At 65.6% G+C, this 15,938-nt stretch carries 19 protein-coding genes; 8 read left to right on the top strand and 11 right to left on the bottom strand.

Annotated elements, in window-relative coordinates; translation table 11 throughout:
- The first annotated feature begins 110 nt into the window (after positions 1-110).
- From A5732_RS16185 to A5732_RS16175, 3 genes are read left to right on the top strand one after another with little or no spacing between them, the layout of a single operon-like run.
- Positions 111-449: a 2Fe-2S iron-sulfur cluster-binding protein gene (locus A5732_RS16185; protein WP_064951265.1), complete on the top strand. Its 339-nt coding sequence runs from the start codon at positions 111-113 to the stop codon at positions 447-449.
- Between the two features lie 20 nt (positions 450-469).
- The gene (locus A5732_RS16180) at positions 470-784 is read left to right on the top strand and encodes a DUF4286 family protein (protein WP_076055012.1); all 315 of its coding nucleotides are present in this window, start codon (positions 470-472) and stop codon (positions 782-784) included.
- A gap of 41 nt (positions 785-825) precedes the next feature.
- Positions 826-2,091, top strand: coding sequence for an amidohydrolase family protein (locus tag A5732_RS16175; protein WP_076102749.1), 1,266 nt, complete (start codon positions 826-828; stop codon positions 2,089-2,091).
- A gap of 9 nt (positions 2,092-2,100) precedes the next feature.
- Here A5732_RS16175 and A5732_RS16170 read toward each other — a convergent pair whose 3' ends face one another.
- From A5732_RS16170 to A5732_RS16160, 3 genes are all read right to left on the bottom strand, one after another.
- Complete coding sequence (locus tag A5732_RS16170; RefSeq protein WP_076102748.1) at positions 2,101-2,526, bottom strand: nuclear transport factor 2 family protein; 426 nt, start codon at positions 2,524-2,526, stop codon at positions 2,101-2,103.
- Positions 2,527-2,617: 91 nt separating this feature from the next.
- A complete protein-coding gene (locus A5732_RS16165) occupies positions 2,618-3,079 on the bottom strand; it encodes a hypothetical protein (RefSeq protein ID WP_076102747.1) in 462 nt (153 codons plus the stop codon).
- Between the two features lie 16 nt (positions 3,080-3,095).
- A complete protein-coding gene (locus tag A5732_RS16160; protein ID WP_076102842.1) occupies positions 3,096-4,454 on the bottom strand; it encodes an aromatic ring-hydroxylating oxygenase subunit alpha in 1,359 nt (452 codons plus the stop codon).
- Positions 4,455-4,726: 272 nt separating this feature from the next.
- Between A5732_RS16160 and A5732_RS16155 the strand changes: the two genes are divergently transcribed.
- The gene (locus A5732_RS16155) at positions 4,727-5,335 is read left to right on the top strand and encodes a TetR/AcrR family transcriptional regulator (protein ID WP_076102841.1); all 609 of its coding nucleotides are present in this window, start codon (positions 4,727-4,729) and stop codon (positions 5,333-5,335) included.
- A 21-nt stretch (positions 5,336-5,356) separates the two neighbouring features.
- Here A5732_RS16155 and A5732_RS16150 read toward each other — a convergent pair whose 3' ends face one another.
- From A5732_RS16150 to A5732_RS16135, 4 genes are read right to left on the bottom strand one after another with little or no spacing between them, the layout of a single operon-like run.
- Positions 5,357-6,397 (bottom strand): CaiB/BaiF CoA transferase family protein, encoded by a 1,041-nt coding sequence (locus A5732_RS16150; RefSeq protein ID WP_076054848.1) that lies wholly within the window; start codon positions 6,395-6,397, stop codon positions 5,357-5,359.
- The gene (locus A5732_RS16145; protein WP_076054850.1) at positions 6,394-7,350 is read right to left on the bottom strand and encodes an LLM class F420-dependent oxidoreductase; all 957 of its coding nucleotides are present in this window, start codon (positions 7,348-7,350) and stop codon (positions 6,394-6,396) included. Before A5732_RS16145 ends, A5732_RS16150 begins: the two co-directional genes overlap by 4 nt.
- Complete coding sequence (locus A5732_RS16140) at positions 7,335-7,760, bottom strand: cobalamin B12-binding domain-containing protein (protein ID WP_076054851.1); 426 nt, start codon at positions 7,758-7,760, stop codon at positions 7,335-7,337. Before A5732_RS16140 ends, A5732_RS16145 begins: the two co-directional genes overlap by 16 nt.
- Entirely contained in the window at positions 7,761-9,338 is a 1,578-nt protein-coding gene (locus A5732_RS16135; protein ID WP_076054853.1) for a methylmalonyl-CoA mutase family protein, read from the bottom strand.
- A gap of 70 nt (positions 9,339-9,408) precedes the next feature.
- On the opposite strand from A5732_RS16135, the gene A5732_RS16130 reads away from it, so the two are divergent.
- Entirely contained in the window at positions 9,409-10,233 is an 825-nt protein-coding gene (locus tag A5732_RS16130; RefSeq protein ID WP_065125066.1) for an SDR family oxidoreductase, read from the top strand.
- Positions 10,234-10,237: 4 nt separating this feature from the next.
- Here the strand turns inward: A5732_RS16130 and A5732_RS16125 are convergent, their stop codons facing one another.
- Both A5732_RS16125 and A5732_RS16120 read right to left on the bottom strand, forming a co-directional pair.
- Complete coding sequence (locus A5732_RS16125; protein WP_076102746.1) at positions 10,238-11,050, bottom strand: methyltransferase domain-containing protein; 813 nt, start codon at positions 11,048-11,050, stop codon at positions 10,238-10,240.
- Positions 11,051-11,135: 85 nt separating this feature from the next.
- Complete coding sequence (locus A5732_RS16120; protein ID WP_076102745.1) at positions 11,136-11,837, bottom strand: M15 family metallopeptidase; 702 nt, start codon at positions 11,835-11,837, stop codon at positions 11,136-11,138.
- Between the two features lie 127 nt (positions 11,838-11,964).
- Here A5732_RS16120 and A5732_RS16115 point away from each other — a divergent pair, with 127 nt between their 5' ends.
- Entirely contained in the window at positions 11,965-13,107 is a 1,143-nt protein-coding gene (locus tag A5732_RS16115; protein WP_076102744.1) for an LLM class flavin-dependent oxidoreductase, read from the top strand.
- A gap of 13 nt (positions 13,108-13,120) precedes the next feature.
- Complete coding sequence (locus A5732_RS16110) at positions 13,121-13,552, top strand: tautomerase family protein (RefSeq protein WP_076102743.1); 432 nt, start codon at positions 13,121-13,123, stop codon at positions 13,550-13,552.
- Positions 13,553-13,558: 6 nt separating this feature from the next.
- Here the strand turns inward: A5732_RS16110 and A5732_RS16105 are convergent, their stop codons facing one another.
- Both A5732_RS16105 and A5732_RS16100 read right to left on the bottom strand, forming a co-directional pair.
- Positions 13,559-14,839: a cytochrome P450 gene (locus A5732_RS16105; RefSeq protein WP_076102742.1), complete on the bottom strand. Its 1,281-nt coding sequence runs from the start codon at positions 14,837-14,839 to the stop codon at positions 13,559-13,561.
- A gap of 37 nt (positions 14,840-14,876) precedes the next feature.
- Positions 14,877-15,071: a ferredoxin gene (locus tag A5732_RS16100; RefSeq protein WP_076102840.1), complete on the bottom strand. Its 195-nt coding sequence runs from the start codon at positions 15,069-15,071 to the stop codon at positions 14,877-14,879.
- Positions 15,072-15,256: 185 nt separating this feature from the next.
- Here A5732_RS16100 and A5732_RS16095 point away from each other — a divergent pair, with 185 nt between their 5' ends.
- Complete coding sequence (locus A5732_RS16095; RefSeq protein ID WP_076102839.1) at positions 15,257-15,811, top strand: TetR/AcrR family transcriptional regulator; 555 nt, start codon at positions 15,257-15,259, stop codon at positions 15,809-15,811.
- Positions 15,812-15,938: the final 127 nt, after the last annotated feature.

The following is a 15,938-nucleotide window of genomic DNA, read 5'->3' as shown; positions in this document are numbered from 1 at the left end:
TGACAGACCGGGCTGACCCGACATCCATACAGACTTGAGAAGATGCTATCGCTTCGTGAGAATAGTATTCTCTATACTGAAGAATGCAAGTACGGAAGGGGGCGGTCTCAGTGACGGTCACCCGGATCATCGAGGAGACCCCCCGGGTGACAGATCCGGCAACAAACGGCTCCAGCGCCGGAACGGTGACGATTCATCTCGACCGCAAGAAGGTCTCGGTACCCATAGTCCCGGGCGAGACCCTGCTGGAGACCGCGCGGCGGGCCGGCCTGGAACCTCCGTTCAGCTGTGAGGCCGGCAACTGCGGTACGTGCATGGCCAAGCTCGAAGAGGGCCACGCCACCATGCGGGTCAACGACGCTCTCGAGGAGGACGAGGTCGCCGAGGGCTACATTCTGACGTGCCAGGGCGTTCCGGATACGGACTCGGTCACGGTGCGCTACGAGTAGCAGCCAGAGAGGTGGCGACGATGGCCAAGGGCATCATCCTCGTGGAGAGCCGACCCAGCTCGCCCGAGCGCGAACAGGAGTACAACACCTGGTACGACGAGGTGCACCTCGGTGAGCTGGTAGCCCTGGACGGATTCGTCTCGGCGCGCCGCCTTCGGCCCGTCGCCGCCGACGGACCCTACGTCGCCATCTACGAGATCGAGGGCGACGACCTGCAGGCGATTCTGGACAACATGATCGCCAACGCGGGGCAGCTGCACATGTCGGACGCCCTGCAGCTGGACCCGGCGCCGATTCCACGACTGCTCGAAACCACCACGGAGTGCGTCGGCTGACCGAGTTCGGCTCGAGTCGCGGCGCGGGAGAGGACTGCTTGATGAAGGTCGATGACCTGATTTTGGTGAGCATCGACGACCATGTGGTCGAGCCGCCGGACATGTTCCTGCGGCACGTGCCCACCAAGTACAGGGACGAGGCGCCCGTCGTCGTCACCGACGACAAGGGCGTGGACCAGTGGATGTACCAGGGCAGGCCGCAGGGCGTCAGCGGCCTCAACGCGGTGGTGTCGTGGCCGGCCGAGGAGTGGGGCCGCGATCCGGCCGGCTTCGCAGAAATGCGCCCCGGCGTCTACGACGTTCACGAACGCGTCCGCGACATGAACCGCAACGGCATCCTCGCGTCGATGTGCTTCCCGACGTTCACCGGCTTTTCGGCCCGGCACCTCAACATGACGCGCGAGGACGTCACCCTGGTGATGGTGTCGGCCTACAACGACTGGCACATCGACGAATGGGCCGGGTCCTACCCGGACCGCTTCATTCCGATCGCGATCCTGCCGACCTGGACACCCGAGGGCATGTGCGCCGAGATCCGCCGGGTCGCCGCGAAGGGCTGCCGGGCGGTCACCATGCCGGAATTGCCGCACCTGGAAGGACTTCCGAGCTACCACGACGAGGACTACTGGGGTCCGGTGTTCCGCACGCTGTCCGAGGAGAACGTGGTGATGTGCCTGCACATCGGCACCGGCTTCGGGGCGATCAGCATGGCGCCCAATGCGCCGATCGACAACCTGATCATCCTGGCCACCCAGGTGTCGGCGATGTGCGCCCAGGATCTGCTGTGGGGCCCCGCGATGCGCAACTATCCCGACCTGAAATTCGCCTTCTCCGAAGGCGGTATCGGCTGGATCCCGTTCTACCTCGACCGCAGCGACCGCCACTACACTAACCAGAAGTGGCTGCGCCGCGACTTCGGCGACAAGCTGCCCAGTGATGTCTTTCGTGAACACTCGCTGGCCTGCTACGTCACCGACAAGACGTCGCTGAAGCTGCGCCACGAGATCGGCATCGACATCATCGCCTGGGAGTGCGACTACCCGCACTCGGACTGCTTCTGGCCGGACGCGCCCGAGCAGGTGCTCGCCGAGCTTAACGCCGCCGGCGCCGACGATTCCGACATCGACAAGATCACCTGGGGCAACGCCTGCCGGTTCTTCGGGTGGGACCCGTTCGCCCGGACCGCGCGCGAGCAGGCGAATGTCAAGGCCTTGCGCGCCAAGGGAAGTGACGTGGACGTGTCGATCCGGTCGCGCGCCGAGTGGGCGCGTCGCTACCAGGAAAAGCAGCTGGCGCAGCTGACGTAGCCCAGCGGGTCAGCCCGTCGGCGGGTTGACGAACCAGACGTTCTCCTCGCGCAGGCTGCGGCTGCGCCAGCCGTCGGCCGTGCGCGTCAGCTCGTGGTGGTAGTAGCCCCCGCAGTAACTCAGCTCCGCCATGCCCGGCAACTGCATCGGGTTGTAGAACATGGCGCGCACCGTCGCGACATCTCCGTCGAGATCCAGGATCTCCACATTGGTGATGTAGTGCATCGACATTTGAATGGCGCCAAAGCCTTGCTCCAACCACGTGGCCACCTCGTCGCGCGGGCCCGCCGCGGCGCCCGCGGAGGAGTAGTCGATGTGCGCATCGTCGGTGAAGACCGACCGGTACAGGTCCCAGTCCTTGGTGTCGACGGCGCGGGCGTATTTGTTGAGTAGCGCGCTGATTTCGAGTTCATCGGCGACCCGCTGCAGATCCATCACGGGGAAATCCTAACGCGCTGGAGATCTTGGTAGCCGCGCGCTACTAAGTGTCGTCGCTGAATGCCCCTCTTATCGATGTCGGCTGCTTTCACTGTGGCATTTCCGCTCCCTCAAAGCTTTTCAACATCTCGGGTTGCAGCGGCGTCATCTGTAGATAGATGTCTATGTGTCGAATCCTGTCATCCTCGGTGAACTCGTATACCGACAGCGAATTGACCACGCTGCTGAAGTCGCCCACTTCGCTCCGTTCCTCCAGCTCGAGGAACACCCGGCCGCCGGACTCCGTGATGCGCTTGAAAGAGCACTCCCACACCGATGACGTGGCCCAATTCGTTAGGAATGCAACATAGTCCGGCCACCTCATCACCTCTTTGAAGGCACCGACTCGCTCGAACTCGTCGACGGCGACCAGTTCGGCCAGCGGGCCCCAGCTATCTGCCGAGAAGCCCGGTTTCTTCGCTTCGTCGACCAGACGCTTGGTCACTGAGCTGTACTGCAGCACCGCGCGTGCTCGGCCAGTGTAGTCGCCGATGTGTTCGTCAATGTTCATCGGAGTTGCTCCCGTTTCAGACGCCGTTGGCCATGTAGCGATCCACGACAGAATGGTAGTGACCGATGACGACTTCCTCCTTGACCAGCGACATGTGGTCGAGCCTTCGGTTGCGCAAACCGAGCTGCTGCCGGGGCATCTGTTCGTAATCCTGTTGCAGCGCTTCGAAGTACTTGTAGCTCCCGGGCTCGTCGACTTCGGTGAGCGGGACCCGGAAGGCGTCCCGGTGTTCCGGTGGCAGGTACATGTAGCTGCTGACGTGCCAGAGGCATCGGTTCGGGTCGCCGTCCGGGTGCGGCATGGCCATGACGACGTGGCATTCGCCGGCACGAATGGTCATGAAGTAGTTCGGGAAAAGCACCCAGCCCTGGTTGTCGCTCATCTGGTCGTCGGTGAGTCCACCGACATCCAAGCCCATATCGGTCAGAGTGTCGCGGGTGGCTTGTTGCAGCAGTTTGCGTGCGGTCACGCCCTCGGGGAACTCGACCGAATCGTCCGGCGCACGGTATTGCGCGACCAATTCCTGGAAGCGGGGCATGACCGCGACGGTCGAGGGAAACGTGTCCGGCAGGTTCAGGATGCCCTCGATCTGCCTCTCCGCACTGGCCCCCTTTACCTCGAACGGGGCGACAGCGACGCTGTGATTCTCGAAGAATCGGTATCGCGCGGTCGTCGGATCGACCACGAGCACGCTGAGGAGTTGCGGGTGGATGCCATTGATGTGGTAACCCTCCTCAAAGGCGTCCATGACCACTTTCCAGTTGCATTCCAAGGACTCTCGAACATTCATCACGGTGACCATCTCATCGAGGTGGTACGGGGCGAGCAGTTCGGTGACTTCGGGGCCGAGAAACTCGTTGAGCGGCCGAGCATTTGGATCCGGGTTTAGGAATATAAAGCCGCCGAACGTGTCGACCGGCACTTCCAGCAGTGAGTTTTCACCCTTGTCGATAGGGCCGGCGAGATTCTCCCGCAGCATCCCGCGCAACTTACCGTCCAGGTCGTACGACCAAAGGTGATACTGGCACAGGAAGCCGCGCTTGGCATTTCCGGCGGCGGCGTTGCACAGGATGTTCCCGCGGTGGCGGCAGGCGTTGACGAATCCGCGGAGTTTCTCGTCCTTTCCGCGGACGATCACGAACGATTGGTTCAGAATTCGGTACTGCTTCCAATCGCCCACCTTCGGCAACTCATCGACTCGGCCGGCAATCTGCCATACCCGCATCCAGATGTGCTCGTGCTCCTGTCGCGCGTAGTCACGCGACGTGTACCGGTCGGTCGAGATGCGCATGTTGAAGGCACCGGCTGCGACGTCAGCAAGCCCTAGCCCCGCTTCCTGTGCGACCCACTGTCCGGGTTGGGTCACTTGACTCATGACGATCTCCTCATCGTGGTGACGGTCGCGCGCGCGGGGCTCCACCGGTGACCGTAGGCATACGCGTCGCGCGACACATGCACCATATACACTGATGTATAAGTTATACAACAATGTATCAAAGTGGTCCATATCACATCGGCCGGTTGTTCCTGGCGCGGCGCTGAGGGGTGAGACTGCGGTGGAATTGACGCCAATGGCGCTGCGCAACGGGTCATTTCGATTCGATGCAGAGCACATCGGAGAACTGGGCGATGTGGGAGGATGGGCCGGTGGCTGATCGGTGGACGCGGGAGCGACGCCTCGAGCACACTCGCGGCCTCTTGCTAGATGCCGCCGAGGACATTTTCGCGCGCAAGGGCCTGAGCGGGGCGGCGCTGGAGGATATCGCCGATGCAGCGGGATACACGCGCGGCGCGATCTACTCCCACTTCGGAGCCAAGGAAGAATTGTTTCTTGCGGTGATCGACCGCCAACGGCAACGGTTTCTCGATGGCTTCACCGACGTCATCCAGTCCTACCGCCGGCTCGGCGACATCGATATCGACGAACTCGCCGATCGGTGGAGTGCAGCCAGCGGTGATCCGAACCGTGCCGCGCTCAACTACGAGCTCACGTTGTTTTTGCTGCGGAGCCCGCAGGCGCGCGACAGGCTCGCCGCACAGCGAACGGAGACGATCCGCTCGCTTGCCGAATTCATCGCCAAGGACGTCGCGAGACTTGGGGCGCGGCTCACGATGCCCGCAGATTCGTTGGCGCGCCTTATTCTTGCCGTCAACGACGGCGTCACCCTGGGCAGCGAACTCGACGGAGTGAATCTCTACCGCCCATATCTGCAGCTGGTGGTGTCGGCCATCGCGCCGGCCGGCGACACGCCGTAACTCAGGCGGCGGCAAGTGCGACTAGCCCTGCGGTAACTCCGGCGCCGGCCGGTACTCGGGCTCATACCCCGAGACGTGGATCGGGCTTCCCACCAACCGGAATTCGCCCGCCGTCACAACCACTTCCGGCGTCGCCTCGAGCGCCTCGGGCAGCGTTCGGACGGCGGCCGCCGGAACTCCCAGCGGACGCAGCCGTCGCTCCCACCCGACGGCGCTGTCGGTGGCCAGCATCGCGGTGACGACGGTCAGCACTTCGTCGCGCCGGGCGACTCGCTCGGCCATCGTCTCGAAGCCCCCGATGCCCGCTTCGGCGGCAAACGACTTCCAGAATCCGTCGTGCGTGATGAACAACGCCAGATATCCCTCGGCCGTCGGAAAAAGCTGCGCCGGAACGTAATAGGAGTGGGCGCCGTAGGGGCGACGCTGCGGCTCTACGCCGCTGTTGAGGTAGGCGGACGCGTGGTAGTTCAGCTGGGACAGCATGACGTCGCGCAGCGACACATCCACCTGGCCGCCGGTTCCGGAGATGATCTTGGCCAACAACCCCAGTGCCGCGGTCATTCCGGTGGAATTGTCGGCCGAGGAGTAGCCGGGCAGCGTCGGCGGCCCGTCCGGGTCACCGGTTAGGGCGGCGGTGCCGACGCCCGCCTGCACCACGTAGTCGAAGGCCGGGTCGTCGCCGCCGTACAGGCCGAAGCCGGTGATCGCCACGCAGACGATCTTCTCGTTGTGCCGGCGTAACTCGTCGTAGGTCAGGCCGAGCCGACGGATGGCGGACGGCTTCAGGTTGACCAGCAGCGCGTGCGATCCGGCGACCAGTTCGCCCAATCGCTGCTGTCCCACATCGGAATTCAGGTCCAGCGTGATGCTGGATTTGTTGCGGTTGAGGCTGGCGAAGTAGGTGGCGCCGACGCTGCGGGAGATCTCGCCGCCGGCGGGTTCGATCTTGGTGACCTCGGCACCGAGGTCGGCGAGCAGCATGGTCGCATACGGACCCGCCAGCATGGTGCCGACCTCGAGGATGCGTACCCCGGCCAGCGGTCCGGTGTTGTTTGCGGTCAACGCAATTCCGCGGCGAGTGAGGCGATCATTTCGCGGGTGCGCTGCTTGGAGGCGACCAGCTCGTCGCGGTTGTCGCCGATCGGCAGCAGCCGCACCGACAGATCCGTCACACCGGCGTCGGCGAATCGGCGCATCCGGGCCAGGATCGCCTCCTCATCGCCGGCCGCACACAGATCACCGACATCGCGGGCATCGCCGCGGTCGAGCAGGCGCTGGTAGTTGGGCGACACCTCGGCCTCGCCCAGGATGCGGTTGGCCCGCTCCTTGGCCTCATCGACTTGCCCAGGCGCACACAGGCATACCGGGATTCCCGCGACGATCCGCGGTGCGGGCCGGCCGGCGTCCGCGGCGGCCTTGGTGATCTTCGGCGCGATGTGATCGCCGATCGCGCGCTCGTCGGCCATCCACAGCACGGTGCCGTCGGCGAGTTCACCGGCGATCTGCAGCATCACCGGTCCCAGCGCGGCGACGAGCACCGGCATCGGGGTATCGGCCCCGATCGCCAACGGATTGTGCACCTTGAACGAATCGTTCTCGACATCAACCGATCCCGGCCCGGCAACGGCGGCGCTGAGCACCTGCAGGTAATCGCGGGTGTAGGCGGCCGGCTTCTCGTACGGCAGACCGAGCATGTCCCGGATGATCCAGTGGTGCGAGGGCCCGACACCAAGCGCCAGCCGTCCACCGGCCACCGCATGCGTCGAAAGCGCCTGGCGGGCAAGGGCGATCGGGTGCTGGGCCTGCAGCGGCACCACGGCGGTGCCCAACTCGATGCGCGAGCTGTGGGCGGCCATCAGCGACACCATGGTCAGGCAGTCGAAGTCGTTGGGCACCTGCGGCATCCACGCCGTGTCCAGGCCCGCGGACTCGGCCCATTCGATATCGGAGGCCAGTCTGTCCACCTTGCGGGCCATGTCGCCACGCTCGGCGCCGATCATTACTCCGACGCGCATGATTCCTCCGTGACTGGGTCGGGAGTGCCGGTCAGTGCGCGGATGTCGCGCACCAGGTTGTCCAACGGTGTCCCGGTGGGGAATACCGCGGCGGCGCCGGCGGAGAGCAGCTTGGGGACGTCGGCGTGCGGGATGGTGCCCCCGACGACGACGGCGATGTCGGCGGCGTCGGCGGCGCGCAGGGCCTCCACGGTGCGCGCGGTGAGGGCCAGGTGGGCACCGGACAGGATACTCAACCCCACCACCGCCACGTCCTCCTGGACGGCGATCGAGGCGATGTCCTCGATGCGCTGGCGGATGCCGGTGTAGATGACCTCGAACCCGGCGTCACGCAGGGTGCGGGCGACGATCTTCGCGCCGCGGTCATGCCCGTCCAGGCCGGGTTTGGCAACGAGAACGCGGACGGCCATCTAGAACACCACCGGTTGCTGGAATTCGCCCCAGACCGCCTTGAGCGCGGAGACCATTTCCCCGACCGTGCAGTACGCGTTGGCGCAGTCGATCAGCTTGTGCATCAGATTGTCGTCTCCCTCGGCTGACCGTGACAGCGCAGCCAGCGTGGATTTCACTGCGGCCGAATCCCTTTCGGCCTTGACCTTGGACAGCCGCTTGAGCTGCAGATCACGCCCTTCGGCATCGAGTTCATAGGTGATGACATCGTGCGCGAGTTCCTCGGTCACGAACCGGTTGACCCCGACGACGGGCCGAGTGCCGGCTTCGACGTCCTGATGCAGGTTGAAGGCTTCGTCGGCGATCAGGCCCTGCAGGTAACCGTCCTCGATGGCCTGCACCATTCCGCCGTGCCGCTCGAGGTCGGACATGATCTCGATGATGCGCTCCTCGGTCGCATCGGTCAGCGCCTCCACGAAGTAGGAGCCGCCGAGCGGGTCGGCGACGCTGGCGACGCCCGTTTCGTGCGCCAGGATCTGCTGGGTGCGCAGCGCCAGGGTGGTGGTCTCCTCGGTCGGCAGGGCGAACGGCTCGTCCCAGGCCGCCGTGAACATCGACTGCACACCGCCCAGCACCGCGGCCATCGCCTCGTAGGCCACCCGGACGATGTTGTTGTGGGCCTGCGGCGCGTACAACGACGCGCCGCCACAGACGCAACCGAAGCGGAACATCGCCGCCTTCGCCGTTTTCGCCCCGTAGCGCTCCTGCACGATCGTCGCCCAACGACGGCGTCCCGCACGGTATTTGGCGATCTCCTCGAAGAAATCCCCGTGGGTGTAGAAGAAGAACGAGATCTGCGGCGCGAACTGGTCGATGGTCATGCGGCCGCGCTCGACCACGGTGTCGCAATACGTCACCCCGTCGGCCAGGGTGAACGCCATCTCCTGCACGGCGTTGGCCCCCGCATCGCGGAAGTGCGCGCCGGCCACCGAAATCGCGTTGAACCGGGGAACCTCGGCCGCGCAGAATTCGATCGTGTCGGCGATCAGTCGCAGCGAGGGCTCCGGCGGCCAGATCCAGGTACCGCGCGAGGCGTACTCCTTGAGGATGTCGTTCTGGATGGTCCCGGTGAGCTTCTCCCGCGGGATCCCCTTCTTCTCGGCGGCGGCGACGTAGAACGCCAGCAGGATCGCCGCCGTCCCGTTGATCGTCATGCTCGTGCTGAGCTTGTCCAACGGGATGCCGTCGAACAGGATCTCGAAGTCGGCCAGGGTGTCCACCGCGACGCCGACCCGGCCGACCTCCTCGCCGAACTCGGGGTCGTCGGAGTCGTATCCGCACTGCGTGGGCAGGTCGAGCGCCACCGACAGCCCCGTCCCGCCCTGCTCCAGCAGGTAGCGATAACGGCGGTTGGATTCCTCGGCGGTGCCGAATCCCGAGTACTGGCGGAAGGTCCAGAGCTTGCCGCGATAGCCGGACGCGAAGTTACCCCGGGTGAAGGGGAACTCCCCCGGTTGCGGAGGCTCCGCGCTTACATCCGCCGGCCCGTATACGGGCTGCAGCGGGATACCAGACGGAGTGTGGGCCGTATTATCCATCGGTGAATAACGTACTTGCAAAAAAAGAGAATGCCAATACCACATGCTTGACCAGGTAAAAGGAGGCTCCATGCCCAACGGTTCGCTCGTCGATCGCACCGTCGTCATCTCTGGTGGCAGCCGCGGAATCGGGCTCGCGATCGGAATCGGCGCGGCCAGGCAGGGCGCCAACGTGGTGCTCCTGGCCAAGACCGACACCCCGCACCCCCGCCTGCCCGGGACCGTGCACACCGCCGCGGCCGAGGTCGAGGCCGCCGGCGGCAAGGCGCTGGCGGTCGTCGGCGACGTCCGTCGCGAAGAGGACGTGCAACGCGTGGTGGATGCGGCGGTGCAACGGTTCGGCGGCGTCGACGTCTGCGTCAACAACGCCAGCGCCATCGCAGTGGAACCGACGGCCAAGTTGTCGGCCAAGAAGTACGACCTGATGCAGGAGATCAACCTGCGCGGCACCTTCCTGCTGACCAAGGCGTGCGTGCCGCACCTGGAGAAATCCGCCAACCCGCACGTGCTGACCATCTCGCCACCGGTGAACATGAACCCCCGTTGGCTGGGAGAGCACCCGGCCTACACGCTGTCCAAGTACGGCATGACGCTGCTGTCGCTGGGCTGGGCGGTGGAATTCGCCGACGCCGGGATCGGCGTCAATTGCCTTTGGCCGCAGACGTATATCGCCACCGCGGCGGTGGCGAACATGGCCGACGGGGACAAGCTGGCCGAGTCGTCGCGCAGCCCCGAGATCATGGCCGACGCCGCCGTCGAGATCATCTCTCGCCCCAGCCGCGAAGCGACCGGCAACTGCTACATCGACGCCGACGTTCTGCACTCCGCCGGCGTCGAGGACCTGTCCCGGTACGGCGGCGGTGACCAACCGATTCCGGACCTGTTCCTCGACTGAGCGCCTATGCGCGGCAGATGATTTCGCCATGCGGGATGGCGATCCAGCCGTCCGGGGCGGCGGCCCATTGCCGCCACGCGGCGGAGATCTCCTCGAGTTGCGCGGTGCTCGCCAGATCGAGGCTCACCAGGTCGCGGGCCACGGTGGAGTGCAGAATTCGGTCGGCCCACATTCCGCCCCACCAGTCGCGCGTCGCGGGCGTGGCATAGCACCACAGGCTGCCGGTGGGCGTGATGTCTTCGAATCCCGCCTGCTGCGCCCACGACAGCAGTCGTCGGCCCGCGTCCGGTTCGCCGCGGTTGGCGCGCGTGACGCGCTGGTAGAGGTCTCGCCACAGGTCGAGCGCCGGCAGTTCGGGGTACCAGACGAACCCCGAGTAATCGGCGTCGCGGGCCGCCACGATGCCGCCCGGCGCGCACACCCGCCGCATCTCCCGCAGGGCTGCGACCGGATCGGCGACGTGCTGTAGCACCTGATGCGCGTGCACGACATCGAAAGTGTCGTCGGGGAATTCAAGATGGTGCACGTCGGCGGTCGCGAACGAGACGTTGGACAGCGCACGTCGCTGGACTTCGGCACGGGCAACATCGAGCACGTCGGCGACCTGGTCGACGGCGGTGACCGCCCCGGGCGCGACGAGGGCGGCCAGGTCAGCGGTGATGGTGCCGGGTCCGCACCCGACGTCGAGCACGGACAGCCCCGGCTTCAGGTACGGCAGCAGGTATGCCGCGGAGTCTTCGGCGGTGCGTCGCTGATGCGAGCGCAACACCGACTCATGGTGTCCGTGCGTGTAGGTCGCTCGATCTTCGTCGTTCACTGTGACCCCTTGACTGCCGCGTCTCGTCTGGCAGCTTACGCCGTCTGGTCACATCATGAAATACACGTCTCATAATTTGAGACGCCTAGTCGACAGGCACGTTGAGAATCGGTTGGTCGATGCCGGCTCCCGGGCCATCGAAATGCCACCACTCCCCCGAATACACCTTCAACCCGCCGTAGTTCATGGCGTTGCGCAGCGCGGCCCGGTTCGCCACCGCGTCGGGACTGATGCCCTGCGTATTGAAAGCGGTTGCTCGGGAGGTGAAGTCGTCGAAGTCGGTGCCCATGTCGGCCAGACAGAGCCCACCCGCGTGTTGACCGGACGGGCACGGCTGCTGCGGCGTCGTGAAGGTCACGTCGACCGAACGCCCCGACTCATGGCTGCGCGCGTACGGTCCCGGACGGGCGACCCACGCGGGGTTGGGGACCAGGTTGAACATCTTGACCTGAACGTCGTGCGGCCGATAGCAGTCCCAGAACACCAGCACGTGGCCCTGCGGGCGCAACGCGTCGGCCGCGGCGGCCAGGCCGGACGCCATCGATTGGTGCACAAGGCATCTGGCATCGGAGGGGTACAGCTGCGTGTGGGTGAAGTTGTTGGTGGTCGCGTAGCGCAGATCGAGCACCGCGTCGGGAACGACGGTACGGATGTCGACGAAGCCGGCCGCACGCGCGGCATCGCTGACCGGCGGCACGTCGGGGCTCGCATGGGCAGGTGCGGCCGCCAACAGCGCGACCGCGCAGCCCACCGTTAGCGAGAGGAGCGGACGGAGATCATGACGCATCCCGCCATTGTCGCGGCCGCTCGCCGATTATCCGGTTAAGGACGGCCATTGATGTACGCCGGTTGATCATCTATCGTCGGGTAGCCGATCGGCTAGTCTCTGGCCGACGGTCGAAGGAGCGACGGCGATGGCCAAGTTCGGCGTGGGTGTCATGCACAACACCATCAATTCGCGCTTCGGCCCAAAGCCCTTGATCCACGCCGATTACCTGACCGGGTTGGCCTGCGGCGCCGACTCGTTCTGGGTGGCCGACCACCTCAACTCCGTGCTGCCGCCGTCGATGTGGACGCCCAAGCACGTGGGGGCGGCCCGCCTGATCCCGAAGATGGACGCCCATCTGGAACCGTGGACGATGCTGGGATATCTGGCGGGCCGCAACCGCCTCGGCCGGATGCGCCTCGGGGTGGCCGTGACCGATACCGGGAGGCGCAACCCCGCCGTCACCGCGCAGGCGGTGGCATCCTTGCACCTGCTGACCCGGGGCCGCGCGGTTCTGGGCATCGGAACCGGCGAGCGGGAAAGCAATGCCCCCTACGGCGTGGATTGGACCAAGCCGGTGGCGCGCTTCGAGGAAGCGGTGGCCACCATCCGCGCGCTATGGAATTCCAATGGCGAGTTGGTCACTCGCGACTCCCCGTTTTTCCCGTTGCACAATGCGACGTTCGCGCTTCCCCCATACAGGGGCAAGTATCCCGAGATCTGGATCGCCGCACACGGGCCCCGCATGATGCGGGCGACCGGCCGCTACGCCGACGGCTGGTTCCCGGGGACCACGCGCGCCGTCGAATACGGTGAGCAGCTCGAGATGGTTCGCACCGCGGCGTCGGATGCCGGGCGCGATCCGATGGCCATCACGCCGGCGCTCATCCGGTTCATCGTGACGGGCCGTTCCCGCGATGAGATCGACGAAGTGGTGGAATCCGACATCGCCAAAGTGTTCACGCTCAACTCCCCCGCCAAGGACTGGGCCCGCCACGGCGCCGAACATCCACTGGGCGCGGACTTCACCGGCGTCCAGGACCTCATTCCCCAACTGATCGACGAGCGGACGGCGCTGTCATACGCGGCGAAGGTGCCGCGGTCGCTCGTCAAGGAGCTGTTCGCGGTGGGGACACCCGACGAGGTGATCGCACAGATTGCGGAGTTCCGCGACAACGGCCTGCGCTATCTCGTCGTGGGCAATGCCGGTGCGATTCAACCGAGTCTGCGCAAGAGCGCGTCCGCAACCACGCCCTACGTCAAGGTCGTTCGGGGCTTGAGGAAGCTGTGAGGAGGGTGCCGCAATGCCGATGATCGACCTGACGTTCATTCGTGGCTCGCTGGATGATCAGGCGCTGAACCGGTTGACCGATGAGCTGGTCACCGTACTGCTGCGCACCGAACGCGCGCCGGACACACCGTTTTTGCGCGACAACACCTGGGTGTACCTGCACCCGCTGGAGGAAAACGAACTTTCGATCGGCGGGCGCGGACCCGGCGAGCCCCGGTTCAGAGTCGACCTGACGGTGTTCAAAGGCGCCCTCGATCGGGCCCGCAAGGAACAACTCGCCGCCGACGTGCACGCCGCGGTGTGCGGCGCGGCGGAGATCGAACCGCAGGGCGCACGGGCCTTTCACGTTTGGACGTTGATCCACGAAATCCCCGAAGGAAATTGGGCCGGTGGCGGCAACGTCATCTACTACCAGCAGGTGAAAGGCCTTGCGGCACAGGACTGACGCCCGTCAGTCGGCGTGGGTGAACTCGATGTGCAACTCCTTGAGCCCGCGCAGCAAGAACGTGGACTCGAACTGGTAGTCGCGGTTGGGCGCCACACCGTGCTTGGCCTCACTGATCCGGATGTCCCGCGTTCGGTCCAGGAGGCGGTTGACGGTGATCTGGCCCTCCACGCGCGCCAGCGGTGCGCCCGCGCAGGTGTGGATTCCGCGACCGAACGCGATGTGCTCGCGGACGTTCTTCCGGTCAACCTGGAATTCGTTGGGGTTCGCGAATTTTCGGGGGTCACGGTTGGCCGCTCCCAGGCACAGCATGATGACCGTGCCGGCCGGGATGTGCACTCCGCCCAGGGTGGTGGTCTTGCGCGCCAGCCGGAAGTCGACCTTCGTCGGGCTCTGCATGCGCAGCGCCTCTTCGATGAACGAGCCGATCAGGCTTCGGTCGGCGCGCAGCCGCGCCTGAAGCTCGGGTTGGTCACCGAGGACCTGCACCGCGGCGCTCAACAGCTTGGTCACGGTCTCCTGACCGGCCGCGAACAGGAAGGTGGCCGGCCGCACGACCTCCAAAAGCGGTGGGGTCGAGCCGTCGGGGTACGTGGCGGTGGCCAGGCCGGTCAGCACGTCCTCGCGGGGGCGCTTCCGCCGGTCGGCGATGTAGGCACTGAACAGGTCATCGAGGTACTGCAACGGGTTGCTGCCAACCGGTTCGTGATCGAGCGCGCCCACCCTGGCGCCCGGCGCGTTACCGGCTCCGAGGTTGCGGCGAATCTCGGCACGGTCTTCGTCGGGAACCCCGAGCAGATCGGCGATCGCCAGCGTCGCGAACGGCTTGGCGTACTCACCGAGGAACTCACACTGACCGTTGGCGATGAACTCGTCGAACTGCCGGTCCGCCAATTGCCAGATGTAGTCCTTGTTTTCCTGCAGGCGACGCGGCGTGAGCAGCCGCCCGAGCAGGGAGCGCGCCTTTTCGTGTTCGGGCGGATCCATGACGACCATGTGCTCGAAGATCGGGAACTCGTGGCGATGCGCTTCGATCTGGTCGCTGATGTCGTCACCTTCCGGGGTGAACGGCAGCGGCGGGAACGGACCACCGATCGCGTTGACCGCGGAGAACGAAGCGACGTCTTTGAAGGCGGCCTGGACCTCCTGGTAACCGGTGACGGCCACGACCCCGTAATGCGGCTCGCGGAACACCGGGCCCTGGCCGCGCAGGTAATCCCAGTAGGCATACGGATCTTGGGCGATGTCTGGGTCGGTGAAGTAGTCGGCGTCGGCGAGTTCAGTCATGAGTTCGATTCCTTTTCCTGGCCTACCAAGCCGCGCATCACGCGCCCCCGGCGACCACGCTGATGGCCTGGCGCGGGCAGGCGGCCAGGGCGGCTTCGACGCTGTGGCGCAACGCTTCACCCGGGTCCTCGTCGCAGGTTGCGACGTCGTCGCCGAGCTCGAAAACCTCCGGGGCGATCTCCACGCACAGGGCGTGCGCCTCACACTGCCGGGGATCCACCCGGACACGCAGGCGTGTGGTCGTCATCGGCCCCTCCATCCCCGGTTACGTCATACGTGACTGATCGATCGACCAAATTGCTAGGATGCGGTATGCCTACCACGGATCGCGCAGGCCGGTCAAGCAAGACCGGCGCGCCCAACGCCGCGGCGACTCGCCAAAACAGGAGGGGCGCCGATGCGGGGGCGCGCGGCAAGCTGATCGAGGCCACCGCCCGGATCATGCGCGAGGAGGGCTATGCCGCGGCCACGTCGCGGCGGGTGGCCGCGGAGGCCGGCGTCAAGCAGGCCCTGGTTTATTACTACTTCCCGACCATGGACGATCTGTTCGTGGAGGTGCTGCGCGCCGGTGCCGAGACCGCGCTGGCACGCATGCGCGCCCTGCTGGCCGACGACGACCCGCTGCAGGCGCTGTGGTTGATGAACAGCGATTCCGCCGTGACGACACTGAATGCCGAGTTCATGGCATTGGCCAACCACCGCAAGGCAATTGGCGCCGAACTCAAGGCCTACGCCGAGCGGGTACGTGACATCGAGACGGCGGCCGTCACGATGGTGCTGCGCGCCAACCACGTCGATCTCGAGCAATACCCGCCGGTGGCCATCTCGATGCTGATCGCGCAGGTGGCGCGCAGCCTGTGCAACGAGAGCGCGGTCGGCGTCACCCAAGGGCACGACGAGTTGCGCGCGTTCGTCGAACGCCAGATGGGTCTGCTGAAGGCACCCGCGGCCGGACCGATACCGAGCAGCTAGAGCCGGCGACCACTCAGGCGACGACCCCCGCCTCGCTTCCGCCGGGCAGCGCCAAATCGTGCGACCGTCCCGACCGTCTGTTGACACCGCGCCCAAACGGTGCCACCCTTCCTGATCGATCGACAAA

Source organism: Mycobacterium colombiense (genome assembly GCF_001953985.1).
Taxonomy (GTDB): Bacteria; Actinomycetota; Actinomycetes; order Mycobacteriales; family Mycobacteriaceae; genus Mycobacterium; species Mycobacterium colombiense_B.
This window is presented reverse-complemented; position numbering and strand designations above follow the sequence as displayed.